Raw genomic sequence first — 25897 nt, forward strand, 5'->3', positions numbered from 1 at the left:
GGGCCAGGGGAACGGAAACCTGGGGAGGGGTCCCGTTCCCAGATCTGCTCCAGGGGATGGGAGAGATCCGCGACAGACGTTGCATCTGTCGGGATCTATAACACCACTGCGTGCCTTGATATTCCGTGAAGGGAAATGCCCAGCCGGGTTTGAATTAAGCACTTATTCAGCGATTTAGGGAAAGACGACCATTACACCCGCAGCCAGGTGATGGCGGCGTCCCTGTTCAGTGAGCCTGCTCCCAGTTGTCACCGACCCCGCAGTCCACCAGCAGCGGCACGCTCAGGTGCGCCGCACCGGCCATCAGGCCGGTGACCGCCTCGCGCAAGGCCGGCACAAAGCCTTCGTTGCACTCAAATACCAGTTCGTCATGCACCTGCATGATCATCCGGGCCTGGCCGTCCTGGCTGGCCAGCCAAGCATCGACGCTGGTCATCGCACGCTTGATGATGTCGGCGGCAGTGCCCTGCATCGGCGCGTTGATTGCCGCGCGCTCAGCGCCGGCACGCAGGTTGGCATTGCGCGCATGGATGTCGGCCAGGTACAGACGGCGGCCGAACAGGGTTTCCACATAGCCCTGCTCGCGGGCCTGCGCGCGCATCCGCTCCATGAACGCATGCACGCCCGGGTAACGGGCGAAGTACAGGGTGATGTAGTCCTGCGCCTCGGGCCGGCTCACCCCCAGGCTGCGCGCCAGGCCGAACGCGCCCATGCCGTAGATCAGGCCGAAGTTGATCGCCTTGGCCGCACGGCGCTGGTCGGCACTGACCTGCTCCAGCGCCACCCCGAACACCTCGGCGGCGGTGGCGCGGTGGATGTCCGCGCCGGCCTGGAAGGCGGCAATCAGCGCCGGATCGGCCGAGAGGTGGGCCATGATCCGCAGCTCGACCTGGGAATAGTCGAAGGCGACGATCTTGTGACCCGGGGCGGCGATGAAGGCCTCGCGGATGCGCCGGCCATCGCTGGTGCGCACCGGGATGTTCTGCAGGTTCGGGTCGGAGGAGGACATCCGTCCGGTGGCGGCGCCAACCTGGTGGTAATTGGTGTGTACCCGGCCGGTGTCCGGATTGACCATCTCCGGCAGCTTGTCGGTGTAGGTGCTGCGCAGCTTGGCCAGGCCGCGGTATTCCAGGATCACCCGCGGCAGCTCGTGCTGGTCGGCAATGGCTTCCAGCGCCTCCTCGTTGGTCGACGGCGCCCCCTTCGGGGTCTTCACCAGTGCCGGCAGGCCAAGCTCGTCGAACAGCACCGCCTGCAGCTGCTTGGGCGAATCCAGGTTGAACGCATGCCCGGCCAGCTCGGTGGCCTGCTGCTGGGCGGCCAGCATGCGCGCGGACAGGTCCGCACTCTGGCGCCTGAGCTCGTCCACATCGATGGCCACGCCGTTGGCCTCGATCCGCGCCAGCACCGGCACCAGCGGCATCTCGATCTGGGTGTAGACGCGCTCCAGCTCCGGTACCGCCGCCAGCTGCGGGCGCAGCACGCGGTGCAGGCGCAGGGTGATGTCGGCATCCTCGGCGGCATAGCGCAGCGCATCGGCCAGCGCCACCTGGGCAAAGCTCACCTGCTTGGCGCCCTTGCCGGCAACGTCCTCGTACTTGACCGTCGCATAGCCCAGGTAATGCCGGGCCAGCGAGTCCATGTCGTGGCGGGTGGCGGTGGCATTGAGTACGAAGCTCTGCAGCAGGGTGTCATCGCGGTAGCCGGCCACAGCGATGCCATGGCGGCGCAGCACATGCAGGTCGTACTTGCCGTTCTGGCCGATCTTGGCCTTGGCCGGGTCTTCCAGCAGCGGGCGCAGCGCCTCGATGACCGTGGCCAGCGGCAACTGGCCCTCACACAGTTGTGGCCCGAGCAGGCCGCCGGCATCGCCAAGCACATGGCCCACCGGGATATAGCAGGCCACGCCCGGCTGCGCGCACAGGCTGATGCCGACCAGGTTGGCGCGCAGGGCATCGAGCGCGTCGGTTTCGGTATCAAAGGCGAATTCATCGGCAACGGCCAGGGCCTGCACCCAGGCCTGCAGCTGCCCGGAGGTGGTGACCAGTTCGTACTGGCCCGGGGCAGCCAGGGCGGTATCGGCCACCCCAGCAGCCGGCGCACGGCTGGCCTTGGCATGCCCGGCCGGGGTCGCGCTCAGGTCGGTGGAGACCACCTCGTCGGCCGCGGCGGCGCCACCCAGCTCTTCCAGCGCACGGTTGAAGCCATAACGGCCGTACAGCTGGATCAACGCCGGAGCATCGCGCTCGCGCAGGACCAGCTCGGTCGGTGCCTGCTCCAGCGCGACATCGGTCTTGATCGTGACCAGCTGCCGGTTCAGCGGCAGCCGGTCCAACGCCTCGCGCAGGTTTTCGCCGATCTTGCCCTTGATCGTCGGTGCCGCCGCGATCACCCCATCCAGCGTTCCGTACTCGGCCAGCCACTTGGCCGCGGTCTTGGGCCCGCACTTGGTCACCCCGGGCACGTTGTCCACCGCATCGCCCATCAACGCCAGGTAATCGACGATCTGCTCGGCACGCACGCCGAACTTCTCGATCACCGCCGCGTCCGAATCGGTACGCGAACCGGTCATGGTGTTGACCAGCTCCACGCCCGGACGCACCAGCTGGGCAAAGTCCTTGTCACTGGTGGAAATGGTCACCTGCAGGCCTGCCTGTGCCCCCTGGACGGCCAGGGTGCCGATCACGTCGTCGGCCTCGACCCCGGGCACGCGCAGGATCGGGAAACCCAGCGCCTGGACAATGGCCATCATCGGCTCGATCTGGGCGCGCAGCTCATCGGGCATCGGCGGGCGGTTGGCCTTGTACTGGTCGTACAGGTCGTCGCGGAAGGTCCTGCCCGGTGCATCGACCACGAAGGCAACGTAGGCCGGCTGTTCCTTCAAGGTGGCGCGCAGCATGTTGACCACGCCAAACAGCGCGCCGGTCGGCTCGCCCTGGGCATTGGTCAGTGGAGGAAGCGCATGGAAGGCGCGGTACAGATAGCTGGAGCCATCAATCAGGACAAGTCTGCTCATGGGGCTGATTCTACGCGCAGCCTTGTCCTGCCGGCCGCTATGATCAGGCCACTACCCGGCGCGAGGAATCACGATGACTGCCCGACAGCTTGCCACCCTGTTGTTTTCAACCACGTTCCTGCTGGCCGGCTGCAGCAGCGGCGGCGGTTCGTCCGATGCCTACCCGGTGGATGTCAGCGGGGCCAGGGTATCCAGCCGCACCATGGAAAACGGTGACCTGCTGGAGGAATACCGGGTCGCCGGCCAACTGCGCATGGTCCGGGTCAAACCCGCCCGAGGCGCGCCCTACTACCTGTATGACCGTGATGGTGACGGGCGCATGGACAACCCCAGGGACCAGGTGCCGGTGGTCTACTGGAAGCTCTACAGCTGGTGACGCAAGACGGCCGCCTTCGGGCGGCCGTCAGCTGGCAGGCTGGCGGTGGGCTCAGCGGATGACCAGCACCGGTACGGTGGCGCGGGCCAGCACTTCGGCGGTCTGGCTGCCGAGCAGCGCGCGACGGATGCCACGGCGGCCATGCGAGGCCAGCACCACCAGGTCACTGTTCTGGCTGGCGATGGTGTCGATGATGCCGTCGGCCGCATAGCGGTCCACCACATGCATCACGTTGGCCTTGACCCCGGCAGCGGCAGCGGCAGCGGCGGCCGGCTCGAGGATTTCCATCGCCTGCTTGCGCCGGTCTTCCAGGTACTGCGGGGTGTTTTCGTAACCGGCGCTCCAGCCCATCGCGTCGTACATCCCTACCGCCCACGGCTCGCAGACGTTGAGGATATCGACCTCGGCACCCAGCCCGGCGGCCAGTTCCAGCCCCTTTTCCAGGCCACGGTTGGAGAGCGGTGAACCATCTACGGCAATCAAAATGCGCTTATACATTGTCTTGTCCTTGTCCGAAGCGTGAGATGACTAAATTACACCCTGTAAATGACTTTGCCGCCTTGCGTGTGATCAAACCTCAGGCAATCCGCTCCAGGCGGGCGCCCTGGCACAACGGATAACTGGCCAGGAAACCGGCCATGGCCTGCTCCATCGCAGCGGCATCCTGGCCGTACAGATACAACGCGGTTTCGCTTTCACCCTGCCAGAAACTGCAGACATCACCCAGTCCATCGATGCAGCGGCTGACCTGTTCGAATACCTCGTGCGGATCACAGGTTTCATAGACCTGTTCGGGCAGGTTCTGGCCATCCAGGTACAGGCCAAGGCCCTGCATCCGGCCAAAATCATGCTCGCCTTCGGGTAACAGCAGGGTGGAGGCCAGCGGTGCACCCAGTTCTTCCAGCGCGACGATCACTGTGGCCACTTCACTTTCGTCCTGCAGGGCGATGCGCAGGTCCACGTAGAGCACCTCACCGTCCGGGCTGTGCCCGACCTGGCCGAGGGCGGCATCGCCCTGGCCGGCATCCTGCAACCAGGCACTCAGGGGCTCGACGAACAGCTCCTGGGCGTGCTCGGGCTGCAGACGCGCATTCAGCCGCGCAGTGAAGGTAAAAACGGGGGCCTGGGCGGCCGGCTCGGTGGACATCGGGAACTGCTCCGTGGAAACAGGGACGGCGCAGCAACCGCTGCAACGGATGGAGAAGACTACAGGACGGTGAGGTTGGCGTAGGCCAGCACCAGCCACTTGCTGCCGGCCTCGATGAACTCGACCTGGATGCGCGCGTGATTGCCGCTGCCTTCAAAGTCGGTGACCATGCCTTCGCCAAATTTCGGATGGCTCACGCTCGCACCCAGGGCCACGGCCGGGGCTTCCAGCGGGGCGTGGCCGGCATGGCGCGGCGCACCCAGCGAGGACGGACGGCTGACCTGCACCTTCGGCCGCACCTCATGCAGCAGGGTCCTGGGGATCTCGCGCAGGAAGCGCGAGGGCACGTTGTAGTTCTCCTGGCCGTGGATACGCCGGGATTCGGCATAGGACAGCACCAGCTTCTGGCGGGCGCGGGTGATGCCGACATAGGCCAGACGACGCTCCTCCTCCAACCGGCCTGACTCATCAATCGAGCGCGCCGACGGGAACAGGCCGTCCTCCATGCCCACCAGCAGCACCAGCGGGAATTCCAGCCCCTTGGCCGCATGCAGGGTCATCAGCTGCACGCCATCCTCGTCGGCCTGGGCCTGGCCTTCGCCGGCCTCCAGCGAGGCATAGGACAGGAAGGCGACCAGCTCGCTCATGTGCTCGCCGACCTCGTCCAGGTCATCCTCGCGGCGGGCAAAGCGGCTGGCCACCGACACCAGTTCGTTGAGGTTTTCGGTGCGCGATTCCGAATCCAGCCCGTTGCGCCCTTCCTTGGCCCAGTGCTCGTGCAGCGCCGAACGTGCCAGCACGTGGTCGATGCGCTCGGCCAGGGTCATGCCCGCGCTTTCGGCCGCCAACGCGGTGATCAGCTGCCGGAAACCGGCCAGCGCATTGCGCGCCCGTGCGGCCAGGCTGGTGCCCTGGGCAGCCAGCTCGGTGGCCTGCCACAACGAGAGGCGCAGCTCGCGCGCCAGCCTGCGCACCTCGTCCAGGGTGCGCTCGCCGATACCGCGGGTCGGGGTATTGACCGCGCGCTCGAAGGCGGCGTCATCGTCGCGGTTGGTCATCAGGCGCAGGTAGGCCAGCGCGTCCTTGATTTCAGCGCGCTCGAAAAAGCGCATGCCGCCATACACGCGGTAAGGCACCTGCTCGGCCAGCAGGGCTTCTTCGATCGCCCGCGACTGCACGTTGGAGCGGTACAGCACCGCCACATCGGCATAGCTGCCGCCATCGCGTACCCACTGCCGCGCCCGCTCCACCGCGTAACGGGCCTCGTCCATCTCGTTGTAGGCCGCATACAGGTCGATCGGGTCGCCCTCCCCGGCCTCGGTCCACAGCTGCTTGCCGATGCGGTCCGGGTTGTGTTCGATCACCGCATTGGCTGCGGCCAGGATGTTGCCGGTGGAGCGGTAGTTCTGCTCCAGGCGGATGGTCTGCGCGCCCGGGAAGTCCTTCAGGAAGCGCTGTACGTTCTCGACCTTGGCCCCGCGCCAGCCATAGATGGCTTGGTCATCGTCACCGACCACGAACACCTGGCCAGTCTCGCCGGCCAGCACGCGGACGAAGGCGTACTGGATGGCGTTGGTGTCCTGGAACTCGTCCACCAGCAGGTGGCCGAAACGGGCACGGTAATGGGCCAGCAGCGCCGGGTTGTCACGCAGCAGCTCGTGCGCGCGCAGCAGCAGCTCGGCAAAATCGACCAGGCCGGCACGGTCACAGCGCTCCTGGTAGGCCGCATAGGCCTGGCGCATGGTTTCCGTCCACGGATCATGCGCGGCGGCCTGGATGTGCTGTGCACGCCGGCCCTCGTCCTTCTGCTCGTTGATCCACCAGGCAATCTGCTTGGGCGGGTACTTGGCATCGTCGATTTCCAGCGCCTGGACCACGCGCTTGACCAGCCGCAGCTGATCATCGCTGTCGAGCACCTGGAAGCTTTCCGGCAACCGCGCCTCGGCAAAATGCAGCCGCAGCAGGCGGTGGGCCAGGCCATGGAAGGTGCCGATCCACATCCCGCGGCTGCCGGCCGGCAACTGCGCATCGATGCGGTGGCGCATTTCGCCGGCGGCCTTGTTGGTGAAGGTCACCGCGAAGATGCCATGGGTCGGCACGCCCATGACTTCATGCAGCCAGGCGATGCGGTGGGTCAGCACCCGGGTCTTGCCGGAACCGGCGCCGGCAAGAATCAGGTGGTGACCGGGAGGCGCGGAAACGGCCTCGCGCTGGGCTGCGTTGAGCCCGTCGAGCAGGTGGGAAACATCCATTGGCGCATTTTACGGGAAAGCCGTCCGGGTCACGGCAATCCGGCCTGAGCGAGCATCCACTGTGCGGCCTGTGCGGCCTGCACGCGCAGCTCCGGGATCGCCAGGCTCTCCCACAGCGAGCCGATGCGCAGGCTGCCGATCACCTGGATGCGCGGATGCGGCGTGCCATCAGCGTCCAGCAGCTGCCCGTCGGGAGCGGTATCCAGGCCGATACCGTGTGGCCCCGGGCGCGCCAGGCCACTGGCCAGCAACTGCTGCAGCAACGGGTTGCGCATGGCCTGGCCGCGCGTTTCCACGCCCGTGGCATTGACCACGCACTGCACCTGCAGGTGCAGCCGCGACCCGCGCCGGCCATCGCCCGTGAGCCGGACGTGGTCGCCATCTGCGGACACCGCATCGATGCGGCCACGGTGCAGCTGGAGCTGGCCGCGCTCGCGCAAGGCCTGCAGCTGGGCATGTACCGACGGAGCAATGCGGTGCCGGTGCACGTCCCAGTAGCGCACCACATGGCGCAGGAAGCGGCGCTGGTCCGCGGCCGACAGTGACTGCCACAGCGCCTGCCCCAGCGGCCGGATGCGGTCCATGACCGCCTGCCAGGGCAGCCCCTGCGCCTGCGCCTGGCGCGCGTGCTGGCGCAGGCCACGCAGGCGCTGACGCAGGTTCATCGCCAGCAACGGCTGCGGGTCGAAGTCGGCTGCGCCGCCCTCGGCATGTGGCAGCGGCAGCAGGGCATGGCGCGAGATCACGTGCATCACGCCGCGATGGCCGTTGGCCAGCAGCGAGACGACGCTGTCAGCCATGCTCAGGCCGGAGCCGACGATGCACACGTCCACGCCGGGGTCGATGGCCTGTACCGCCGGGTAGTCCCAAGCCTCCACGCGCTGTGCGCGGGACAGCAGCTGCGCACCGCGCGCCGGCAGTGGCCGCAACGTATTGCCCACCGCCACGCTCACCGCACCGGCACGCAGTGCGCTGCCATCGCCGAGGACCAGGCGCAGGCCGTCGCCTTCGGGCTGCAGCGCGCTCACGCTGTCGTTGACCAGCTGCAGCTGCGCCGCGCTGCCCTGCTGCGCCTGGCGCAAGCGCAGCTGCAGGTAGGCCGCGTAGTGGCGGCGGCTGACGTAGTGGCGCGCCAGGGCGTCGCGGTCCAGCTCCGGGTAGGCCTGCAGCTGGCACAGGTAATCGAGGAAGTCGTCCGGCACGTCGGCAAAGCCGCTCATCTTGCCGGCCGGCACGTTGAGCAGGTGGCCCTCGTGGCCGGTGGCATAGGCCACACCACGGGCCAGCGGCAGGTCCGGCTCGATCAGTGCCAGCTGCAGCCCGGGGCGGGCCTGGCACAGCGCGTGGATGGCGGTGAGCACGCCGGCGGCGCCGCCCCCGATGATGGCCAGGTCGACGGTGGGTGCATGGTTGCTTTCAGTCATGCGCCGATTGTACCGGCAGCGCTCCACCACTCCCGACGGCGCACCGGAAGCAACCGCCGCCTACATCAGCGCATCGGCCAGCCGCGCGATGCCCTCGCGGCTGCGCCACCACGCCGGACGCTGCCGCCACTGCTGCAGGGTCAGCGGGTCGGCATGGGCGAGATAGTCGGCCTCGATCGTGCGCAGGCGCTGCAGCAGCCCGGTGTCGTAGACCAGCAGGCCGATCTCGGCGTTGAGCGCGAACGAGCGGATATCCAGGTTGATCGAGCCGACCACCGCGATCTGGCCATCCACGCGCAGGTGCTTGGCATGCAGGAAATGTAGTAGGCCTGCTGCGCCCACCAGGTCAGGCGCTGGTTGTTGCTGGCCGACAGGATCAGCTGCACATCCACCCCGGACAGCGCGGCGATGCGCAGCGCGGCCAGGGTTGCCTCGTCGGGAACGAAGTACGGGGTCACCAGCACCAGTTCGCGCCGGGCGAGGTGGATCAGCGCGTTGACCGCATCACGGGCGTTGGCAAACGGGTAGGCCGGTCCGCTTGGCAGCAGCTGGGTGGCGACGTCGGCCACGGCCGGCGGCGTGTCCAGCACTTCCAGCGCCTGCCCGGTCTCGACGTACCAATCGCTGGCGAACACCGCCTCCAGGTGCGCCACCACCGGCCCGTGCACCCGCGCGACCAGCTCCCGGTTGGGAAAACCGGCGATGAAGCGCGCATCGGCCAGGTTCTGCGAACCGACGTGGCCGATGCAGCCGTCGATCATCGCCATCTTGCGGTGGTTGCGCAGGTCCATGCGCCCGCTGCGGCGCCAGCGCAGGCCGCCGGGCAGCATCGCCTGCACCTCCACCCCGGCCGCCTGCAGCCGCCGCCGGTAACACCGCAGCCCACGCTTGGCGCCGACCGCATCCAGCAGCAGCCGGCAGCGCACGCCGCGCGCACTGGCCCGTTCCAGCGCGGCCACCACGGCCTCGCCGACCGCATCGTCGAACATCAGGTAGTACAGCAGGTGCACCCGCTGGCTGGCACCGTCGATGTCGTCCAGCAGCCGGCGCAACGCGCCGTCATAGTCGTCCAGCAGCTGCACTGCATTGCCGTGGGTGGGCATGAAGTCGCCCTGGCGCTCGACCAGCGCGGCGATCTCGGCGGCGGCGGTGCCCTCCTCCGGCCGCCAGCGCAGGGCATGCTGCAACGCCTGCTGGCGCCGGATACGGCGCGAGACCTGCGCCTGCCGCCGCACTCGGCGCGCCGACAGCCACGGATGGCCGAGCAACAGGTACAGCGGCAAGCCCAGCAACGGCACGAAGCCGACCAGCAACAGCCAGCTGCGCGCCGCGCCCGGGCTGGTGCGCACCGGGATCCAGCACAGCGCCACCAGCCGGATCAGCCAGTCCAGCGCCAGCAACAGCCACGAACCCTGAAAGCCCTCGGACAGCATCGCAGCACCCGCCGGGAAGATGGCCGATTCTGCCGCTGCCGGACCCGGAAACACAAAACCCGCCTTGCGGCGGGTTTTGCTGGAAGCTGCAAGCGATCCCGGAGGATTACTTGATCTTGCCTTCCTTGTACATCACGTGCTTGCGAACAACCGGATCGTACTTCAGGAATTCCATCTTCCCCGGAGTGTTCTTCTTGTTCTTGTCCGTGGTGTAGAAGTGGCCAGTGCCGGCCGAGGAAATCATACGGACCTTATCGCGCTTACCTGCCATGATTATTTACTCCTCAGACCTTTTCGCCGCGGGCACGCAGCTCAGCCAGAACGGAATCAATGCCGTTCTTGTCGATGGTGCGCAGTGCATGCGCGGAAACACGAAGCTTCACCCAGCGGTTTTCGCTGGCAACCCAGAAGCGGCGCTCATGCAGGTTCGGCAGGAAGCGACGACGGGTCTTGTTGTTGGCGTGCGAGACGTTGTTACCCGTCTGCACCTTCTTGCCGGAAACTTGGCAAACTCGGGACATTGCGCACCTCGGTAATGTCGATTGTGTCCTCCTTAGCCAGGAAGACGGCGGCCCCGGCGGATGAACCACCACACGTCACGGGAATCGGGTTTACGCTGCGGCACGGCCGGAGGACGTGCTTCCGGCCGCTGCCCGGAGATTTCCGCAGACAGCGAGCCGGCAATTATGCCCGCGCGCCCGGGCACATGCAAGTTGTCCACAAGCCGAGGAAGGATCGATGCGCCTGCTGCTGCTCACCTACGGTACCGAGGGCGACACCCGCCCGCAGGTGATGCTGGCCCGCGGGCTGATCGATGCCGGCCACCAGGTGACCCTGCTCGGTGAGGGCCGCAGCCTGGCCACGGCACAGGCGCTGGCGGTGCCGCACGCGCCGCTGGCCGGGGACATCGACAACGATGTCGCTGCGCTGGTCAGCCAAGGCAGCAGCCTGCGTGCGGCCAGCCGCGGCCTGGCCGACATGGCCCAGCGGCACAGCGCGGACTGGCTGGCACAGGCCACTGCCGCCGCCGAGGGCTGCACGGCGGTGCTGGCCGGCGGCCTGGCCGCCTTCATCGGCATGGCCGTGGCCGAGCAGCAGGCGCTGCCGCTGATCGGCACCGGCACCGTACCGGTCACCCCGACTGCGGCGTTCCCCAGCACGTTCCTGCCACCGGGGCCCTGGCCGCGCTGGATCAACCGGCCCAGCCACCGGCTGGCGATGCTGCAGATCTGGCGCCAGTTCCGCGGTCCGCTCAATGCCGCACGCCGGCGTCAGGGCCGGCCACCGCTGCGGCAGCCGCTGCACGATGCCGCCTTCCTGTACGGCTTTTCGCCTGCACTGCTGCCCACGCCAGCCGACTGGCCGGCCAACCATCGCGCCTGTGGCCAATGGCGCCTGCCCGAGGCAGCGCAGAGCTTGCCGGCGGACCTGCAGCAGTGGCTGGCGCAACGGCCGGCGCCGGTGTTCATCGGCTTCGGTTCGATGCGCGGGTTTGACCGCCAGCGCGTGTTCGGCGGGCTGATCGATGCGCTGGGGCCGCGCCCGGTGCTGCTGGCGCCGGGCTGGGCCGGCCTGCCCGCAGGCTGGCAGCCGCCAGCGCATGTGCGGATCTGCCCACCGGTAGCGCATGAGGCGCTGTTCCCGCACTGCGCGCTGCTGATCCACCACGGTGGCAGCGGTACCACCCATTCGGCCAGCCGCGCCGGGGTACCGCAATTGGTACTGCCGTGGGTGGCCGACCAGCCGTTCTGGGCACAGCGGCTGTTCCAGCGCGGCGTGGCCGGGCCGCCGCTGTCACTCAAACACTTCGACCGCCCCACCCTGCAGCGCGCGATCGCCATCGCCACCGATGCGGCCACCGTCGCACGTGCCCAGGCACTGGGACAGGCGATGGCCGCCGAGGACGGCGTGGCCACCGCCGTGGCCACGCTGGAGCGCTGGCTGGCGCGCTGACCCGCGCTCAGGCCAGCCCGTGCTGCAGTTGGGCGGTCATCCAGTCAATGAAAACCCGCAAGCGGTGGCTGACATAGCGGTTGGGCGCAAACACCAGGTGCAACGGCATCGGCGGCAGTTCCCATTGCGGCAGCAGCGGCACCAGCTCACCGGCACGTACATGCACAGCGGTCAGGTAGGTGGGCAGGCAGATGATGCCCAACCCGGCCAGGCCAGCGGCAAGACAGGCGTTGCCATCATCCACGCTGAGCCGGCAGTGCATGGCCGGGGTGAGCACCTGGCCACCGCGTGACAGTTGCGGCAGGTGTACCTGGCCGGATCCGGCGCCACGAAAACCCACCAGCTGGTGGACCGGGTCCTGCAGGTCCTGCGGCTGGTGCGGCGTGCCACACCGTGCCAGGTAGGCAGGGGAGGCATGCAGCGCCAGCGGCAGCCCGCACAGCCGGCGTGCGACCAGCCCGCCATCGCGCAGCTCGCCGCCACGGATCACACAGTCCACGCCCTGGGCGATCACATCCACCGCGCGGTCGCTGGCGCCGATCTCCAGGGTGATCCCGGGGTAGCGGGCAACAAAGTCGGGCAACGCAGGCATCAGCACCTGCTGCGCGAACGGGCTGGGCACGTCGATGCGCAAGCGCCCGCGGGGCTGGCTGCGCGCACTGCCGACACTGGCCTCGGCCTCTTCCAGGTCGGCCAGCAACTGCAGCGCCCGCTCGTAGTAGGCCGTACCGTCGGCGGTCAGGCTGACCCGGCGGGTGGTGCGGTTGAGCAGGCGCACCTGCAGGTGTGCTTCCAGCTGTTTGAGCAGCTGGGTCACCGTGGCGCGACCCAGCTGCAGGGTCTGTGCGGCCTGGGTCAGGCTCCCGGCCTGGACCACACGGACAAACACCCGCATCGCCTGGAAACGGTCCATGGCGCTCCATTGTTCGCAAATTGAAAACAATCTAGGCGCACTTGACTGGTTTATCCAGCGCCTCTGCGCCCCTGAAGATGGCCCTCCCCGCCGGGTGCACCGTGCCCCCCGCCCTTCAGGATTCCAGCAATGAACCAGCGCGATGTGGTGTTTCCCAGCGGCCGCCGTGCCCTGTACGAGCGCAACCATTACTCACCGGCCGTGCGTGCCAATGGCCTGCTGTTCGTGTCCGGGCAGGTGGGCAGCCGTGAGGACGGCTCCCCCGAACCGGTGTTCGAGGACCAGGTGCGGCGCGCCTTCGACAACCTCAATGCCGTGCTGGCGGCCGCCGGCTGCCGTTTTGACGATGTCATCGATGTCACCGTGTTCCTGGTCGATGCCGAAGTGAACTTCGCCAGAGCCTGGGCCATCGTCCCGGAGTACTGGGGCCAGGCGCCCTACCCCACTCTGACCGGCATCGGCGTGAGCTGGCTGTACGGCTTCCAGTTCGAGATCAAGGTCGTGGCACGGCTGCCGGACACCACCGCGGCCTGATCCGCTGGCGCTGGCAGCTGCAGCTACACCTGCATGCAGGCGCAAGCATTGTTTGTCTGGTGGTCTTGTACCCAGGACACCGAGGCACCTCACAGGATGCCTGTGGGGAAACGCCGTGCCTTGCACGGGCCGCAGGTACCGGCCGGGATCCGGCAGCCATCGCGCGTGGCCGGCTGCCGGTTGCCTTGGTTCAGCCCTTGCGCGCGGCAATCCAGCCTTCGACCTGGTTGCGCAGCACCGGCAGCGGCACCGAGCCCTGCTGCAGCACGAAGTCGTGGAAGGCCTTCAGCTCGAAGGCATCGCCCAGCTCGCTTTCAGCCTGGCGGCGCAGTTTCCAGATCTCGATCTCGCCGAGCTTGTAGCTCAGCGCCTGCGCCGGCCAGGAGATGTAGCGGTCGACCTCGGTGGTGACCTCGTGCTCGCTGAGCGCGGTGTTGTCGCGCAGGTAGGCCAGGGCCTGTTCGCGGCTCCAGCCGTAGTGGTGCACACCGGTATCGATCACCAGCCGCGCCGCACGCCACATTTCGTAGGTCAGCCGGCCGAAGTCCTCGTACGGGGTCTGGTAGATGCCCATCTCCACGCCGAGCTTCTCGGTATACAGGCCCCAGCCTTCGCCATAGGCGGAGATGTAGTTGTCGCGCCGCCAGGCCGGCTGCGCCCCCTGCTCGGCGGCCAGTGCGCCCTGCATGGCATGGCCGGGGTCGGATTCGTGCAGGGTCAGGGCCGGCAGGTTGTACAGCGGCCGCGACGGCAGGTCATAGGTGTTGACCCAGTAGGTGCCCATGCCACCGCGGCCGGCGGTCCAGAACGGGGCGATGTCCTCGGGCACCGGCACGATGGTGAAACGCGCACGCGGCAGGGTGACGTAACGGCCGATCACCGCATCCACGCGCTTGGCGATCCACGCAGCGTGGTGCAGCAGCTGCTCGGGCGTTTTGGCATAGAACTGCTCATCGGTGCGCAGGAAATGCAGGAAATCGGCAAACCGGGTTTCCCGGCTGCGGCCCTGGAAACCGCTGGCGTCGATCACCGTTTCCATCTCGGCGCGGATGCGCGCCACCTCGTCCAGGCCGATCTGGTGGATCTGTGCCGGGCTCAGGTCCAGCGTGGTGTACTGGCGGATCTGCGAGCGGTAGAACGCCTCACCGCCGGGCATCGCCTCGGCCGCCAGGCTGGTGCGCGCCTGCGGCACATACTCGTCCTGGAAAAAGGCCAGCAGCTGGCGGTAGGCCGGGATCACGCTGCCGGCGATCGCCGCCTGCCCCTGGCGCTGCAGCTGCTCGCGCTGGGCCTGCGGGATCGAGGCCGGCAAACGCTGCAACGGGCCGTACAGCGGCGAGGCGGTCGGATCCTGCAGCCGGGCCACCGCGGCAATGGACACCTCGCGCCCGTCCAGCACCGCGCGTGGCACGCTGAAGCCACGCGCCAAGCCGGCACGCATGTTGTCGATCTGTTGCCCGAAATGCCGCGGCACATCCTGCAGCAGGGCGATGTAATCCTGCGCCTGCTGCGCCGTGGTCAACGGCCGGCGTGCCATGAAGCCGAGGTTGGACCAGAACGAGGAGTCCGAATTGAACGGCATCTGGTAGCTGCGCTGCTCGACCGCGTCGATCAGGTCCAGGATCTGCGCGCGGTATACCGCGTAGTCGACCTTGCCCTCGGCCGAGAGCTGGGTGGTATCGATGCGATCCAGCTCGGCCAGCACCTGCTGCCAGCCGGCCAGCCGGGCCTGCTGGGCTGCCTCGCCGACATCTTCCAGCCGGTTGCTGGCACGCTGCTGGCCCGGCGCATCGGCATGCCGCCACTGGTACTCGGCATCGGCAATCGCGCGCAGGCGCAGGTCAGCGGCATCGGCGGTGGCCGTACCCGCATCACGCGTGGCCGCTGCCGGTGACGGCACCCCCGCCAGTCCCAGTGCCACCACCACGGCTACCGCCAAAGACGATTTCACGATCCCATTCCCCAGCGCTGAATACAGCGCTGATCATCGCACCGCCCGCCAGGCACGGACAGGGCCGTAACGGCACTTGCAACGGCTGCTCAGCCGGCAGGCTCGTCCGCTGCCGGTTTCCAGCCACGGTGGCGGATGTCCAGGCGCAGGCTGTACAGCGCGGTAAAGGCCGGGAACAGGTTCTGCGCAATGCCCACCGCATCCTGCTTGGCCGAGAACAGGAAATAGCTCAGCGTCATCAGGCTGCCGGCCACGCTCATGTACCAGAACAGCCGGGGAATCACCGGCCGCCCGGCCTTGCGCGTGGCCCAGAACTGCACCAGCCAGCGGCCACCGAACATCAGTGCCCCGGTCAGGCCGATCAGCTTCCACGGCGACAGGTGCACACCGGTCCACTCCAGCCAGGGCAGCGCCTGGTTCATCCAGCCCATGCTCAGTACTCCACGGTCTGCGTGCGCTTGCTGCGCGCGATCAACCAGCTCACGCCGAGCAGGTCACGCACACCCACCAGCGCGCGCCCCCAGTTGGTGTATTTGGAGACCCCGTTGAGGCGATGGCGGTGGTTGACCGGAACACTCACCGTCGACCAGCCGGCCCGCTGCATCAGTGCCGGCAGGTAGCGATGCATGTGGTCGAAGTACGGCAGGGCGAGGAAGGCCTCGCGCTCGAACAGCTTGATCCCGCAGCCGGTATCGGGGGTGTCGTCCTTGAGCAGCCAGGCACGGATCGCATTGGCCCAGCGGCTGGCCCAGCGCTTGGAGCCGGAGTCCCGGCGGTTGACCCGCCAGCCGGCAAACAACCGCACCGACGGCGCCGCACGCTCGCGCTCGGCCAGCAACCCGGGGATGTCGGCCGGGTCGTTCTGGCCATCGCCATCCAGGGTCACCACCCACGCCGCCCGGGCCGCACGCACGCCGTTGTGCAGGGCGGTGCTCTGCCCGCACTGGCTGCGGTGGGACAGGATGCGCAGCTCGGGGTATTCGGCCTTCAACCCCTGCATTACCGTCAGGCTGGCATCACTGGAAAGATCATCGACAAACACCGCCTCCCACTCCAGCCGGCCACGCAGTACCGCCGCGATTTCTGCCAGCAGGGCCGCAACGTTGTCCTTCTCGTTATGGATCGGAACAACCACGGAAAGCTGAGGTAAGGGCATGGATCGTCCAGTAAGCATGAATCGGCGGATTGGACGGGGCCTTCAGTTACGGCCCGATGAAATCAGACCGCGGCTCCAAAGTAATCACGGCACCAGGCCACCACCGGTGGCAAGCCGGTTTCAATCGGCGTGCGCGGTGCGTAGCCGAAGGCCTCGGCGGCACGCCGGGTATCGGCCATGGTGCGGACCATGTCGCCCGGCTGCATCGGCTTGTAGACCTTGTGCGCGGGCACCCCGGCAGCCTGCTCGATCACCCCGATGAAGTGCTCCAGCTCGATCGGGGTGTGATTGCCTAGATTGAAGACCTGATGCGCAACCGCCTCGGTGGATGGGTGGGAAAGCGCGCCGAGGATACCGGCGACAATGTCGGAAACATGTGTGAAATCACGCTGCATCCGGCCCTGGTTGAACACCTGGATCGGCCGCCCGGCCAGCACCGCGCGCGAGAACAGCAGCGGCGCCATGTCCGGCCGGCCCCAGGGCCCGTACACGGTGAAAAAGCGCAGGCCGGTGGCCTTCAGGCCAAACAGCTGGGCATAGGTGTAGGCCATCAGCTCGTTGGCCGCCTTGGTTGCGGCATACAGCGAGCGCGGGCGGTCGATGCGCTGGTCCTCGGAAAACGGCGGGGTGGCCGAATCACCGTAGACCGAGCTGCTGGAGGCATATACCAGGTGCTCGACCGGATGGTGCCGGCACAGCTCGAGGATGTTCACAAAGCCGGTCAGGTTGGAATCGACATAGGCCTGCGGGTTTTCCAGCGAGTAACGCACCCCCGCCTGCGCGGCCAGGTGGATCACCGCGCGCGGCTTGACCTGTTCGAACAACGCCTCCAGCCCGCCCCGGTCGGTCAGATCCAGGCTGCGGATATCGACCTGTGGGCACAACGCCGCCACCCGGTCGCGCTTGATCTGCGGGTCGTAGTAATCGTTGTAGTTGTCCAGCCCCACCACCGGCTGGCCGGCAGCGGCCAGGGCCTGGCAGGTATGGGCACCGATAAAACCGGCAGCGCCGGTAACAAGAATGGTCATCAAACGCTCTGCAGTGAAAAGCCCGGGCGGCGGGCAGCCGGCCAATCATGTCACTGGCCGGGGTGGACTCAAAATCATTTGCCGGGCCACAACCCGGGAGGATCCATCGGCCGCCGGCAGACGCGTCGCAGCCAGGCAGGCACGCGGTGGCAACACCGCGGTGCTTTACCGCTGCATCGGCTCACGCGCCAGCTGGGCCCGGCGTTCGGCACTGAAGGCCCACCAGGGCTGGGCCGGTTCACCGGCCAGAAAACGCACGATCGACAGAAACACGTCGATGACACAGGGATCGTGGACCACCCCGGTGCGCAGGCACAGCTGGGCGTACAGGTCATAGGCATCGCGCCCGCGCAGCTGCGCCGGCACCCGGATGCCGATCAGGCGCAGATCCTTCTCGCAGGCCGGCCCCACATTGGGCAGGTCGGTCAGGCGCAACAGGCGGTTACGGTCGACCTTGTCCGGATGCATTGTCCTGGCCTTTGATCAGCGTGCCTGCGGCGGTCGGGAACACCTAGCCGCGACGGGCGCGCAGGCGTTCGAGCACCCCGTCCAGGGTGTCCAGGTCGCTGTAATGGATCACCAGCTTGCCCTTGCCGCCACGGCCCTGGGTGATGTCCACCCGTGCACCGAGCGCTTCGGACAACTCATTCTGCAGGCTGGCGATATCGGCCAGCGGGCTGGCCGGGGCAGGTTTGGCCTTGCGCGCACCGGGCAGCTTGCCGGCGGCGAACTGCTGGGCACGATGCTCAACCTCACGCACCGACCAGCCCTGCTCGGCTGCTTCCTCGGCCAGCTTGGTGGCCAGCTCCGGGGCCAGGGTCAGCAGCGCACGGGCATGGCCCATTTCCAGCCGGCGCTCGATCAGCAGCGCGCGCACGCCTTCGGGCAGGTCGAGCAGGCGCAGCAGGTTGGACACCGCCGCACGCGAACGGCCCACCGCCTGCGCCGCTTCGGCGTGGGTCAGGCTGAATTCCTGGATCAGGCGCGACAGCGCCTGCGCCTCTTCCAACGGGTTGAGGTCTTCGCGCTGGATGTTCTCGATCAGCGCCATCGCAACGACGGTGCGGTCTTCCAGCTCGCGCACCACCACCGGCACTTCGGTCAGCCCGGCCAGCTGCGAGGCACGCCAGCGGCGCTCACCGGCAACGATCTCGTAATTGCCGGCCGGCAGCCGGCGCACCAGGATCGGCTGGATCACGCCCTGGGCGCGGATCGAATCGGCCAGCTCGTCCAGCTTGGACGAATCCATCTCGCGGCGCGGCTGGTACTTGCCCGGCTGCAGCTCGGAGACCTTGATCCGGCGCAGCACCTCGCCCGGTTGCGGCTGGGCCACCGCGGCCACGTTGACCGGCGTGGTGGCGCCCTTCGGGCCAAGCAGGGCATCCAGACCACGGCCAAGGCCGCGCTTTTTGGCAGTCATCAGGCGATCTCCGTGGCCTTGGCGGCCTTGTTGCGTTGCGCGTTGCGACGAATCACTTCACCGGCCAGGCCGACATAGGCCACGCCGCCGCGCGAGCTGCGGTCATAGCCGAGGATGCTCTGGCCATGGCTGGGCGCCTCGGCCAGGCGCACATTGCGCGGCACGATGGTGCGGAACACCTTGTCACCGAAATGCGCGGTCAGCTCGGCCGACACCGCATTGGCCAGGTTGTTGCGCACATCGAACATGGTGCGCAGCACGCCTTCGATCTCCAGCACCGGGTTGAGCGTGCTGCGCAGTGCCTCGATGGTTTCCACCAGCGCACTCAGGCCTTCCAGCGCGTAGTACTCGCACTGCATCGGCACGATCACCGAATCAGCCGCGGCCAGCGCGTTGAGGGTCAGCAGGCCCAGTGCCGGCGGGCAGTCGATGATGATGTAGTCGTACTGGCCGACCACCGGTGCCAGCGCAGTCTTGAGCCGCTGCTCGCGCGCATCCTGGCTCATCAGCTGGATCTCGGCGGCGGTCAGGTCGATGTTGCCCGGCAGCAGGTCAAAGCCCTCGCCGGTGGTCACCCGTACCTGCACCACACTGGCCTCGCCCAGCAGCAGGTCGTAGGTGGACGCACTCAACTCGCGCTTGTCCACGCCACTGCCCATGGTCGCATTGCCCTGCGAATCCAGGTCCACCAGCAGCACGCGCTTGCCGGCACCGGCAAGTGCCGCGGCCAGGTTCACGGCGGTAGTGGTCTTGCCGACGCCGCCTTTCTGGTTGGCAATCGCGATGATGCGGGCCATGCGTTGAGCCTCTTGGGCGGAATCCTGGTGGGTCATTATGGCCGCTCGCCGGCCGAATGCGAAAACCGGGTGAACAATCAGCCGCGGCCGACCACCACCAGATGCCGCTCGCCGACCAGGCCCGGCACCTGCAGCGGGGTGATCGACTCGACCTGCCAGCCGGCCGGCAGCGCGGCGATTTCCTCATGCGGGACCACGCCCTTCATCGCCAGCAGGCGGCCGCCCGGACGCAGCAGGTGGCCACCGACAGCGATGATCCCGGCCAGGGTATCCATCGCCCGCGCGGTCAGGTTGTCATACGCAGCCGGCTCGTCCAGCGCCTCGGCGCGGCTTTCGGCCACCCGTGCGTTGCTCAAGCCCAGCTTGCGCACGGCCTCGCGCATGAAGCGGCATTTCTTGCCATTGCTCTCCACCAGGGTCACCTGCAGGCCCGGATGGGTGATCGCCAGCGGGATGCCCGGCAACCCGGGGCCGGTGCCGAGGTCGGCCAGGGTACCGGTGGAAAAGAACGGAGCCATGGCCAGCGAGTCGAGCAGGTGGCGGGTGACCATCTCGCGCGGGTCGCGGATGGCGGTCAGGTTGTAGGTCTTGTTCCAGCGGTCCAGCAGGGCCAGATACTGCAGCAGCGGGCCGGCCAGGTCGGCAGGCAGCGACATCGCGGCCAGGCCCTGCTCCAGGCTGGCGGCGACGTCGGCGGGGAGGGTGTGGGTGCTCATGGCCGGCATTATCGCAGGCTCACAGCGGTTGCCAGGCCAATGCCGCGCGGAAATCCGCACCGATGGCCCATTCGCGCAACTGCCAGCTGCCGGCAGGGCCAAGCTCCGGGTCGCTGACGCTCACCTGCAGGCACTGCCCCTGCGGGGCAAAGGCGAACCGGTGCAGGCCAAAGGAAATGCCGTGGCCATGGGCCTTGAGCAGCGCCTCCTTGGCACACCAGACCCGGAAGAACCACTGCTGGCGTGCCGCCTCCTCCAGGCCCAGCAGCCAGGCCACTTCATCGGGATGGAAGAAACGCGCGATCACCTCGGCCATCCTCGGCCGTGGCTGGATCCGCTCCAGGTCCACCCCCAGCCGCACCCCCTGGCCCAGCGCCACCAGCAGATGGCCGCCACTGTGGCTCCAGCCGACATCCTGGCCTTCCAGTGGCCGCCCCAGCTGCGGCCGGCCACGTTCGCTGCGGCTGATCGGCAACTGTTCAGGTGCCAGCCCCAGCACCGGTGCCAATACCTGCCGGGCCTGCGGTTCGCCCCGTGTTCCAGCGGTATGCGGCAATTGCCAGACCTGCAGGTGATCCCACTGCCAGTGCCCCAACACGGTGGCCGTCACCACGCGCGCCTCACGTTGGTGCACGATTTTTTAACGTGGCCATCCCTTAACTGCACCGCAGGCATCAGCCCCGGTGCCCACTGATAAGGAGACGAATGCATGGGAATCATCATTTGGTTGATCATCGGCGGTATTGTCGGCTGGCTGGCCAGCATCATCATGAAGCGTGACGGCCAGCAGGGCATCCTGCTCAACATCATCGTCGGCATCGTCGGCGCCCTGATCGCCGGTTTCCTGTTCGGTGGCGGCATCAATGAGGCCATTACGGTCAGGACCTTCATCTTCTCGCTGATCGGTGCGGTGATCCTGCTGGCGATCGTGAACCTGTTCACCCGCAAGTCGATCCGCTGAAGCAGCCGCTGCCGCCAACCTGCGTGCAGCCACAAAGCCCGGCCGAGCCGGGCTTTGTGCTGTCTGCCGGCTCAGCCGGCCAGCGCGATCCACGCCGGCGCGTGGTCGCTGGGACGCTCCCAGGTGCGCGGTTCACGGTCAATCCCGGCATCGTCCAGGCGCGCGGCGAGCGCATCGGAAACCAGGTTCAGGTCGATGCGCAGGCCGTAATTGCGGCGGAAACCGGCGGCGCGGTAATCCCACCAACTGAAGATCCCGGCGTCCTGGTGCTTGAGCCGGAAAGCATCGTGCAGGCCCAGGTCCAGCAACGCCTGCAACCCGGCACGCTCGGCGGTCGAGGTCAGGATGTGGTTGTCATTCCAGACCGCGGCATCGGGCACATCGCGATCGTCCGGTGCAATGTTGAAATCGCCCATCACCACCAGCTGCGGGTGGCGGGCCAGCTCGGCGGCCACCCACTCACGCACCGCGGCCAGCCAGCGCAGCTTGTAGGCGTACTTGTCGGTGCCCACGTCCTGGCCGTTGACCACGTACAGGTTGATCACGCGCACGCCGTTGATGGTGCCGGCGATCACCCGCTTCTGCTCATCCTCGAAACCCGGGATGCCGATCTGCACATCCTCGATGGGACTGCGGGCCAGCAACGCGACCCCGTTGTAGGTCTTCTGCCCGGCAAACACCACGTTCCAGCCCAGCTCGGCCAGGCGGGCGGCCGGGAACTTGTGGTCCTCCAGCTTGGTTTCCTGCAGGCCGACCACGTCGGGGGCAAAGCCTTCCAGCCACTGTTCCAGGTGCGGCAGGCGGACATTGAGCGAGTTGACGTTCCAGGACACGATTTTCATGTGGCAGCCATCTTGTTGATTCAATTGAATACCCTTGCGACGCAAAGGCCTTGCGTGGACCCGGCACAACTGGCGGCCCCTGCCTCCGGCAGGCGCGGCCGCACCCGCCGGAGGCGGCCCATGGTAGCCCGCCCGGCCCCGGCTGCCGCCCACCCGGCGGCAGTACGCCGGCAGCCGCCAGACCGTGCCGGATAAACCTGCCGCCACCAGCCGCCGTCCCGGCCGGGCAGGCATTGCCCGCACAACGGCAGCAGCGCCGACGGGCAACCGGCTGCGGCGCAACGGGCCGGGCCAGCGGACGGCTGCAGCGTACGCTGCATTGGCCGATCCACCCACCGCAACCCGGCGCCTGCCCCAGCACGGGCTGAACAAGCGCGCGCACCACTGGCCCATCGGCCGCCGGCCCGCTACCGTGGGCGGCCCGGCCGATCACTTCGGCCAGACGCCGGGCCCGGCGCCGTTTTCCGCTGCCGTGTCCGGCCAGGACACCCACGCGATCATGGCTGCCGCCGGCATCCACCCTGACGACTGACGAGAAGAGATGACGATGAGCGTTTCCAAGCTGGCCCAACTGCGTGAACTGTCGGTAGTGGTTGCCGATACCGGTGATTACGCCGCGATCGAGAAGCTGCGCCCGGTGGACTGCACCACCAACCCGACCCTGGTGAAGAAGGCGCTGGACCTGCCGGTGTACGCCGAGCTGATCGAGGCCGAGCTGGCCCGCGCGGCCGGCGCCAGCGGCGAGCGCGCGGCGGTCATCGATGACATCGCCGACCGCCTCACCGTCGGTATCGGCGCGATGCTCAGCCGGCTGATCCCGGGCCGCATCTCCACCGAGGTCGATGCCGACAAGTCGCACGACACCGCCGCCACCATCGCCAAGGCCCGCCGCTTCATCGCGCTGTACGCCGAGGCCGGTGTGCCCAAGGAGAAGGTGCTGATCAAGATCGCCGCCACCTGGGAAGGCATCGAGGCGGCGCGCGTACTGCAGGCCGAGGGCATCGACTGCAACCTGACCCTGATCTTCAACCCGGTGCAGGCGCTGGCCTGTGCCGAGGCCGGTGCCTTCCTGATCTCGCCGTTCGTCGGCCGCATCCTGGACTGGTACGTGGCCCGCGGGCAGACCCCGGCCAGCATCGACGAAGACCCCGGCGTGGTGTTCGTGCGCGGTGTCTACAACGAGTTCAAGCGCCGCGGCATCCCGACCGTGGTGATGGGCGCCTCGTTCCGCTCCACCGCACAGGTCGAGGCACTGGCCGGCTGCGACCGCCTGACCATCTCGCCGGAGCTGCTGGAAAAGCTCGACGCCGACCACGGCGCGCTGCCGCGCCAGCTGTCCCCGGTTGCCGCTGACGGCGTGGTGCATGCGCCGGTCACCGCCGAATCGTTCGCCGCCGCGATCGCCGCCGATGCGATGGCCGAGGAAAAACTGCGCACCGGCATCGAAGGCTTTGTGAAGGACCTGGACGGCCTGCGCCAGATGATTGCCGCACGCATCGGCTGAGCCTTGGCCTGACCCTTGCTGGAAAGCAAAACAGCCGGCGCCCAACGCCGGCTGTTTGCTGACCGCCGATGCTGCAATGGCTGCATGCCACGGTACAGACCACGGCCGCACCGGCCGTCGTGCGCAAGCGCACTCCCACAGGAGACTCCCACAGCGGCCAGCTGTGCTTTTGTGGGAAGCGACCTTGGTCGCGATGCCCTTCCCACAAGGGCAATGGGCTTTTGTGGAGGTCAACCCTCTTGATCAAGCAACGCAGCGGACTTCCGCTGTAGCGGCGCACGCCGCGACCAAGGCTTGCAAGACACCCCGCCATCACGGGCAAGCTTGCTCCTGCCAAAGCAACGGCATCGCGGCGTGGGCCGCTCCTGCACAGGCAAAAGCATCGGGAGCACGCTCCTGCAAAAACAACAGCATCGTGGCCAGGACCGCTCCTGCCGAAGCCACCGGGCGCCTGCCCAGCGCAGTCGTGCCAGGCTGTCGTGCGCAAGCGCACTCCCACAGGGGACTGCCACAGCGGCCAGCTGTGCTTTTGTGGGAAGCGACCTTGGTCGCGATGCCCTTCCCACAGAGGCCAAGGGCTTTTGTGGGAAACAGCCCTTGCCGCGATTCAGCGCACCAGCAGGTCGAGCAGGCGCTGCAGCGGGCGGTACGGCGGCTTGAGCCAGTCGGTGGCGGTGATGCGCGGCTGCCACAGCACCGGCAGCGCCTTGCTCATCGCATCAAAGCCGGCGCGGCCGTGGTAGGCGCCCATGCCGCTGGCACCGACGCCACCAAACGGCAGGCCTTCGGCGGCAAAGTGCAGCAGGCAGTCATTGACGGTGATGCCACCGGCCACGGTGTCGTGCAGCAGGCGCTCCACCGCACGCCGGTCGTGGCTGAAGGGGTACAGCGCCAGCGGCCGCTCAGCGGCGTTGATGTGGGCGATGGCCGCGTCCAGCGAGTCCACGGCGAGGATCGGCAGCAGCGGGCCGAAGATCTCCTCGCCCATCACCGTGGCCTGGGCATCGGGCTGCAGGATCAGCGTCGGTGCCAGCAGGCGCTGGGCCGCGGCGTTGTCCGGCACTTCGGCCAGCTGGCGCACATCCAGCCCGCGTGCGCGCGCATCGGCCACATGCGCCATCAGCCGCTGGTACTGGCCGTCGTTGATGATGCGGGTGTAGTCGGCGCTGGCGGCCAGGTCATCGCCATAGCGCTGGCGCACCTGCACGCCCAGTGCGTGGGCCAGCGCCGCCACCCTCTGCTGGCCACCTTCCACCAGCACATAATCCGGGGCGATGCAGGTCTGCCCCGCGTTGAACCACTTGCCGGTGGCCAGCCGCGCGGCGGCTTTTTCAATCGGGTAATCGGCGCAGACAATCGCCGGCGACTTGCCGCCCAGCTCCAGCGTCAGCGGGGTCAGGTGCTGCGCGGCGGCGGCCATCACCTTGCGCCCGACCGCGGTGGAACCGGTGAACACCAGGTGGTCCAGCGGCAGCGCCGAGAACGCGGCAGCGACCTCGGCACCGCCCTGCACCACGCTCACCCGCTCGGCCGGGAACACGCCGGCCAGCAACTGCGCCAGCCAGGCACTGGTGGCCGGGGTGTGCTCGGAGGGTTTGAGCAGCACATGGTTGCCGGCAGCAATCGCGGTGGCCAGCGGGATCAGCGCCAGGTTCACCGGGTAGTTCCACGGGCTGATCACCCCGACCACCCCCAGCGGCACCGCACGCAGCTCGGCGCGTGCCGGCAGCAGGCGCCAGCCGGCGCCCACCGGCGTGGGCCGCATCCAGTCACGCAGGTGCGCCAGCAGGTGGTCGATGGCCGACAGCACGGTCATGCCCTCTGCAATGCGTGATTCGGCCGCGCTGCGCTGGCCGAAATCGGTGTTGATCGCCGCCACCATCTGCGGCAGCTGGGCCTTCACCGCCGCACGCAGCGCCTTGAGGTCAGCGCGGCGCTGGGCATAGCCGGGCTTGTTGGCCTGCCAGGCCGCGCGCATGTGCTGCAGGGTGGCGCTCAGGCCGGTGGCGGTGTCGTGCGTCATGTCCTTCCCCTTCAATCCAGGCAGGCATTGTGCCCGATGCCGGGGCTGCCACTATGCCGGTGCGCTCAGCCGGGCTGGCGTCACTGGCGCCGGATGCCCGGCAACGCGCCGCACAGCAGGCCCAGCAGCGCCCCCAGCACGGCCCCGCCCTGCACGCTGTTGCCCAGCACCCAGGCCAGCAAGCCGCCCACCAGCAGGCCGGCAATGGCAAAGCCGCCGCGCCGGCGTACCTTCTGCCGCCAGGCCAGGCGGGCCGCCTCACGCTGCGACACGGCTTGCGACCGCGCCTGCTGCGCCGCCCGCTCCGGCACCAGCAGGGCTTCGGCAATGGCGCTGGCCTGTTCGCGGTTGAGGGGGGTGTTGTCCATGCGGATCGGCTCCTTGTGATCGACGTGGCCAGCAGGATGCCCGTCCGCAGTACGCGCAGGCAATGGCCACGGTGCGCCAGCGC

At 68.0% G+C, this 25897-nt stretch carries 26 protein-coding genes and 1 pseudogene; 6 read left to right on the top strand and 21 right to left on the bottom strand.

The window, feature by feature from the left end:
• Positions 1-226 precede the first annotated feature (226 nt).
• Positions 227-3016 carry a DNA polymerase I gene (polA, locus tag ABB25_RS05825; protein ID WP_057664893.1) on the bottom strand — a complete coding sequence of 930 codons (2790 nt, stop codon included), beginning with the start codon at positions 3014-3016 and terminating at the stop codon, positions 227-229.
• A 73-nt stretch (positions 3017-3089) separates the two neighbouring features.
• On the opposite strand from polA, the gene ABB25_RS05830 reads away from it, so the two are divergent.
• On the top strand, positions 3090-3392 hold the full coding sequence (locus tag ABB25_RS05830) for a DUF2782 domain-containing protein (protein ID WP_057664894.1): 303 nt from the start codon (positions 3090-3092) through the stop codon (positions 3390-3392).
• A 51-nt stretch (positions 3393-3443) separates the two neighbouring features.
• Here ABB25_RS05830 and ABB25_RS05835 read toward each other — a convergent pair whose 3' ends face one another.
• The 7 genes and pseudogenes from ABB25_RS05835 to rpmB all read right to left on the bottom strand — a co-directional run bounded on the left by ABB25_RS05835 (position 3444) and on the right by rpmB (position 10169).
• Positions 3444-3890, bottom strand: coding sequence for a universal stress protein (locus tag ABB25_RS05835; protein WP_057664895.1), 447 nt, complete (start codon positions 3888-3890; stop codon positions 3444-3446).
• 79 nt (positions 3891-3969) lie between these two features.
• Positions 3970-4539, bottom strand: coding sequence for a hypothetical protein (locus ABB25_RS05840; RefSeq protein ID WP_057664898.1), 570 nt, complete (start codon positions 4537-4539; stop codon positions 3970-3972).
• Positions 4540-4598: 59 nt separating this feature from the next.
• Positions 4599-6791: a DNA helicase II gene (gene uvrD, locus ABB25_RS05845; RefSeq protein WP_057664900.1), complete on the bottom strand. Its 2193-nt coding sequence runs from the start codon at positions 6789-6791 to the stop codon at positions 4599-4601.
• Between the two features lie 29 nt (positions 6792-6820).
• A complete protein-coding gene (locus tag ABB25_RS05850; protein WP_057664902.1) occupies positions 6821-8215 on the bottom strand; it encodes an FAD/NAD(P)-binding protein in 1395 nt (464 codons plus the stop codon).
• Between the two features lie 60 nt (positions 8216-8275).
• A pseudogene (locus ABB25_RS05855) lies at positions 8276-9648 on the bottom strand (phospholipase D-like domain-containing protein).
• Between the two features lie 106 nt (positions 9649-9754).
• Positions 9755-9922 carry a 50S ribosomal protein L33 gene (gene rpmG / locus ABB25_RS05860; protein WP_172675037.1) on the bottom strand — a complete coding sequence of 56 codons (168 nt, stop codon included), beginning with the start codon at positions 9920-9922 and terminating at the stop codon, positions 9755-9757.
• Positions 9923-9932: 10 nt separating this feature from the next.
• Complete coding sequence (gene rpmB, locus ABB25_RS05865; protein WP_057664905.1) at positions 9933-10169, bottom strand: 50S ribosomal protein L28; 237 nt, start codon at positions 10167-10169, stop codon at positions 9933-9935.
• Between the two features lie 217 nt (positions 10170-10386).
• Between rpmB and ABB25_RS05870 the strand changes: the two genes are divergently transcribed.
• Positions 10387-11601 carry a glycosyltransferase gene (locus ABB25_RS05870; RefSeq protein ID WP_057664907.1) on the top strand — a complete coding sequence of 405 codons (1215 nt, stop codon included), beginning with the start codon at positions 10387-10389 and terminating at the stop codon, positions 11599-11601.
• Between the two features lie 7 nt (positions 11602-11608).
• On the opposite strand, the gene ABB25_RS05875 is transcribed toward ABB25_RS05870, so the two are convergent.
• Entirely contained in the window at positions 11609-12514 is a 906-nt protein-coding gene (locus ABB25_RS05875; RefSeq protein WP_057664908.1) for a LysR family transcriptional regulator, read from the bottom strand.
• 129 nt (positions 12515-12643) lie between these two features.
• On the opposite strand from ABB25_RS05875, the gene ABB25_RS05880 reads away from it, so the two are divergent.
• Positions 12644-13048, top strand: a complete 405-nt coding sequence (locus ABB25_RS05880; protein ID WP_057664910.1) for a RidA family protein — start codon at positions 12644-12646, stop codon at positions 13046-13048.
• Positions 13049-13238: 190 nt separating this feature from the next.
• Here the strand turns inward: ABB25_RS05880 and ABB25_RS05885 are convergent, their stop codons facing one another.
• From ABB25_RS05885 to ABB25_RS05925, 9 genes are all read right to left on the bottom strand, one after another.
• A complete protein-coding gene (locus ABB25_RS05885) occupies positions 13239-14999 on the bottom strand; it encodes a DUF885 domain-containing protein (RefSeq protein WP_057664911.1) in 1761 nt (586 codons plus the stop codon).
• An 89-nt stretch (positions 15000-15088) separates the two neighbouring features.
• Positions 15089-15430, bottom strand: a complete 342-nt coding sequence (locus ABB25_RS05890; protein WP_057664913.1) for a lipid-A-disaccharide synthase N-terminal domain-containing protein — start codon at positions 15428-15430, stop codon at positions 15089-15091.
• Between the two features lie 2 nt (positions 15431-15432).
• Complete coding sequence (locus tag ABB25_RS05895; protein ID WP_057664915.1) at positions 15433-16155, bottom strand: glycosyltransferase family 2 protein; 723 nt, start codon at positions 16153-16155, stop codon at positions 15433-15435.
• A 62-nt stretch (positions 16156-16217) separates the two neighbouring features.
• Complete coding sequence (locus ABB25_RS05900) at positions 16218-17183, bottom strand: SDR family NAD(P)-dependent oxidoreductase (RefSeq protein WP_057664917.1); 966 nt, start codon at positions 17181-17183, stop codon at positions 16218-16220.
• A 165-nt stretch (positions 17184-17348) separates the two neighbouring features.
• The gene (locus tag ABB25_RS05905) at positions 17349-17651 is read right to left on the bottom strand and encodes a helix-hairpin-helix domain-containing protein (protein ID WP_057664919.1); all 303 of its coding nucleotides are present in this window, start codon (positions 17649-17651) and stop codon (positions 17349-17351) included.
• Positions 17652-17694: 43 nt separating this feature from the next.
• Entirely contained in the window at positions 17695-18603 is a 909-nt protein-coding gene (locus tag ABB25_RS05910; protein WP_057664921.1) for a ParB/RepB/Spo0J family partition protein, read from the bottom strand.
• Positions 18603-19400, bottom strand: coding sequence for a ParA family protein (locus ABB25_RS05915; RefSeq protein ID WP_057664923.1), 798 nt, complete (start codon positions 19398-19400; stop codon positions 18603-18605). Before ABB25_RS05915 ends, ABB25_RS05910 begins: the two co-directional genes overlap by 1 nt.
• 77 nt (positions 19401-19477) lie before the next feature.
• A complete protein-coding gene (gene rsmG / locus ABB25_RS05920) occupies positions 19478-20116 on the bottom strand; it encodes a 16S rRNA (guanine(527)-N(7))-methyltransferase RsmG (RefSeq protein WP_057664952.1) in 639 nt (212 codons plus the stop codon).
• A 19-nt stretch (positions 20117-20135) separates the two neighbouring features.
• Positions 20136-20750 (bottom strand): 4'-phosphopantetheinyl transferase family protein, encoded by a 615-nt coding sequence (locus tag ABB25_RS05925; RefSeq protein WP_152981058.1) that lies wholly within the window; start codon positions 20748-20750, stop codon positions 20136-20138.
• Positions 20751-20825: 75 nt separating this feature from the next.
• On the opposite strand from ABB25_RS05925, the gene ABB25_RS05930 reads away from it, so the two are divergent.
• Positions 20826-21077 (top strand): GlsB/YeaQ/YmgE family stress response membrane protein, encoded by a 252-nt coding sequence (locus tag ABB25_RS05930; RefSeq protein ID WP_057664925.1) that lies wholly within the window; start codon positions 20826-20828, stop codon positions 21075-21077.
• 71 nt (positions 21078-21148) lie between these two features.
• On the opposite strand, the gene xth is transcribed toward ABB25_RS05930, so the two are convergent.
• Positions 21149-21919, bottom strand: coding sequence for an exodeoxyribonuclease III (xth, locus tag ABB25_RS05935; RefSeq protein WP_057664928.1), 771 nt, complete (start codon positions 21917-21919; stop codon positions 21149-21151).
• Positions 21920-22238: 319 nt separating this feature from the next.
• Here xth and ABB25_RS14520 point away from each other — a divergent pair, with 319 nt between their 5' ends.
• A complete protein-coding gene (locus ABB25_RS14520; protein WP_057664929.1) occupies positions 22239-22451 on the top strand; it encodes a hypothetical protein in 213 nt (70 codons plus the stop codon).
• A gap of 9 nt (positions 22452-22460) precedes the next feature.
• Positions 22461-23423, top strand: a complete 963-nt coding sequence (locus ABB25_RS05945; RefSeq protein WP_057664931.1) for a transaldolase — start codon at positions 22461-22463, stop codon at positions 23421-23423.
• Between the two features lie 607 nt (positions 23424-24030).
• Here ABB25_RS05945 and ABB25_RS05950 read toward each other — a convergent pair.
• Together ABB25_RS05950 and ABB25_RS05955 are read right to left on the bottom strand one after the other, a co-directional pair.
• The gene (locus ABB25_RS05950; protein ID WP_057664933.1) at positions 24031-25446 is read right to left on the bottom strand and encodes a coniferyl aldehyde dehydrogenase; all 1416 of its coding nucleotides are present in this window, start codon (positions 25444-25446) and stop codon (positions 24031-24033) included.
• 80 nt (positions 25447-25526) lie between these two features.
• On the bottom strand, positions 25527-25814 hold the full coding sequence (locus ABB25_RS05955; protein ID WP_057664934.1) for a hypothetical protein: 288 nt from the start codon (positions 25812-25814) through the stop codon (positions 25527-25529).
• Positions 25815-25897: the final 83 nt, after the last annotated feature.

The sequence above is a fragment of the Stenotrophomonas koreensis genome, from assembly GCF_001431525.1.
In the GTDB taxonomy this organism is placed as follows: Bacteria; Pseudomonadota; Gammaproteobacteria; order Xanthomonadales; family Xanthomonadaceae; genus Stenotrophomonas; species Stenotrophomonas koreensis.

Coding starts and splice junctions, on each gene's coding strand:
- ABB25_RS05890 (WP_057664913.1), bottom strand. CDS start 15,430: ATGGGCTGGATGAACCAGGCGCTGCCCTGGCTGGAGTGGACCGGTGTG.
- ABB25_RS05840 (WP_057664898.1), bottom strand. CDS start 4,539: ATGTCCACCGAGCCGGCCGCCCAGGCCCCCGTTTTTACCTTCACTGCG.
- uvrD (WP_057664900.1), bottom strand. CDS start 6,791: ATGGATGTTTCCCACCTGCTCGACGGGCTCAACGCAGCCCAGCGCGAG.
- ABB25_RS05930 (WP_057664925.1), top strand. CDS start 20,826: ATGGGAATCATCATTTGGTTGATCATCGGCGGTATTGTCGGCTGGCTG.
- ABB25_RS05880 (WP_057664910.1), top strand. CDS start 12,644: ATGAACCAGCGCGATGTGGTGTTTCCCAGCGGCCGCCGTGCCCTGTAC.
- ABB25_RS05870 (WP_057664907.1), top strand. CDS start 10,387: ATGCGCCTGCTGCTGCTCACCTACGGTACCGAGGGCGACACCCGCCCG.
- ABB25_RS05835 (WP_057664895.1), bottom strand. CDS start 3,890: ATGTATAAGCGCATTTTGATTGCCGTAGATGGTTCACCGCTCTCCAAC.
- ABB25_RS05945 (WP_057664931.1), top strand. CDS start 22,461: ATGACGATGAGCGTTTCCAAGCTGGCCCAACTGCGTGAACTGTCGGTA.
- rpmB (WP_057664905.1), bottom strand. CDS start 10,169: ATGTCCCGAGTTTGCCAAGTTTCCGGCAAGAAGGTGCAGACGGGTAAC.
- ABB25_RS05905 (WP_057664919.1), bottom strand. CDS start 17,651: ATGCATCCGGACAAGGTCGACCGTAACCGCCTGTTGCGCCTGACCGAC.
- ABB25_RS05895 (WP_057664915.1), bottom strand. CDS start 16,155: ATGCCCTTACCTCAGCTTTCCGTGGTTGTTCCGATCCATAACGAGAAG.
- ABB25_RS05900 (WP_057664917.1), bottom strand. CDS start 17,183: ATGACCATTCTTGTTACCGGCGCTGCCGGTTTTATCGGTGCCCATACC.
- ABB25_RS05955 (WP_057664934.1), bottom strand. CDS start 25,814: ATGGACAACACCCCCCTCAACCGCGAACAGGCCAGCGCCATTGCCGAA.
- ABB25_RS05950 (WP_057664933.1), bottom strand. CDS start 25,446: ATGACGCACGACACCGCCACCGGCCTGAGCGCCACCCTGCAGCACATG.
- xth (WP_057664928.1), bottom strand. CDS start 21,919: ATGAAAATCGTGTCCTGGAACGTCAACTCGCTCAATGTCCGCCTGCCG.
- ABB25_RS05875 (WP_057664908.1), bottom strand. CDS start 12,514: ATGGACCGTTTCCAGGCGATGCGGGTGTTTGTCCGTGTGGTCCAGGCC.
- polA (WP_057664893.1), bottom strand. CDS start 3,016: ATGAGCAGACTTGTCCTGATTGATGGCTCCAGCTATCTGTACCGCGCC.
- ABB25_RS05910 (WP_057664921.1), bottom strand. CDS start 18,603: ATGACTGCCAAAAAGCGCGGCCTTGGCCGTGGTCTGGATGCCCTGCTT.
- ABB25_RS05830 (WP_057664894.1), top strand. CDS start 3,090: ATGACTGCCCGACAGCTTGCCACCCTGTTGTTTTCAACCACGTTCCTG.
- rsmG (WP_057664952.1), bottom strand. CDS start 20,116: ATGAGCACCCACACCCTCCCCGCCGACGTCGCCGCCAGCCTGGAGCAG.
- ABB25_RS05850 (WP_057664902.1), bottom strand. CDS start 8,215: ATGACTGAAAGCAACCATGCACCCACCGTCGACCTGGCCATCATCGGG.
- ABB25_RS05915 (WP_057664923.1), bottom strand. CDS start 19,400: ATGGCCCGCATCATCGCGATTGCCAACCAGAAAGGCGGCGTCGGCAAG.